The sequence below is a fragment of the Mesorhizobium sp. M7A.F.Ca.CA.001.10.2.1 genome (genome assembly GCF_003998575.1).
Taxonomy (GTDB): Bacteria; Pseudomonadota; Alphaproteobacteria; order Rhizobiales; family Rhizobiaceae; genus Mesorhizobium.
This window is the reverse complement of sequence record NZ_RZQY01001356.1, coordinates 1-457: the sequence shown is the minus strand read 5'-3', so window position 1 is coordinate 457 and position 457 is coordinate 1. Positions and strand designations below refer to the sequence as shown.

Here is a 457-nt window from a genome sequence, read left to right as displayed (position 1 = left end):
CTGATGGGCGACCGCAATTTCCTTGGCCTGGTGGCGATCGCCGGCTTCGGCATTGCGAGCTTCTTCGTCTATCTGTCGAGCTCGTCCTTCATTCTGATCGACCATTACGGGCTGTCGCCTTCGGTCTACAGCGTGTTCTTCTCGATCAACGCGGTCGCCTTCATCGGCATGTCGCAGATGACGGGGCTGCTGGCCGAGCGCTTCGGCCTGAGGCGCGTGGTGCGCGTCGCGGTGACCGGCTATGCCTCGACGATGGTGGTGCTGTTGGCGATCATGGCGACGGGCGTCGACCGGCTCGACGTGATGGCGGCCCTGCTGTTCGTCGGCTACGGCTTTCTCGGCCTGGTCATCCCGACCACCTCGGTGCTGGCCATGGAAGAGCATGGCGAGATCGCCGGCACGGCGTCGGCGCTGATGGGCACGCTGCATTTCGCCATCGGCGCACTCGCCATGGGTG

At 64.8% G+C, this 457-nt stretch carries 1 protein-coding gene; it reads left to right on the top strand.

What is annotated here, in order from left to right; translation table 11 throughout:
- The coding region (locus EN964_RS37050) for an MFS transporter (RefSeq protein WP_127277635.1) at positions 1-457 on the top strand (457 nt) is incomplete at both ends.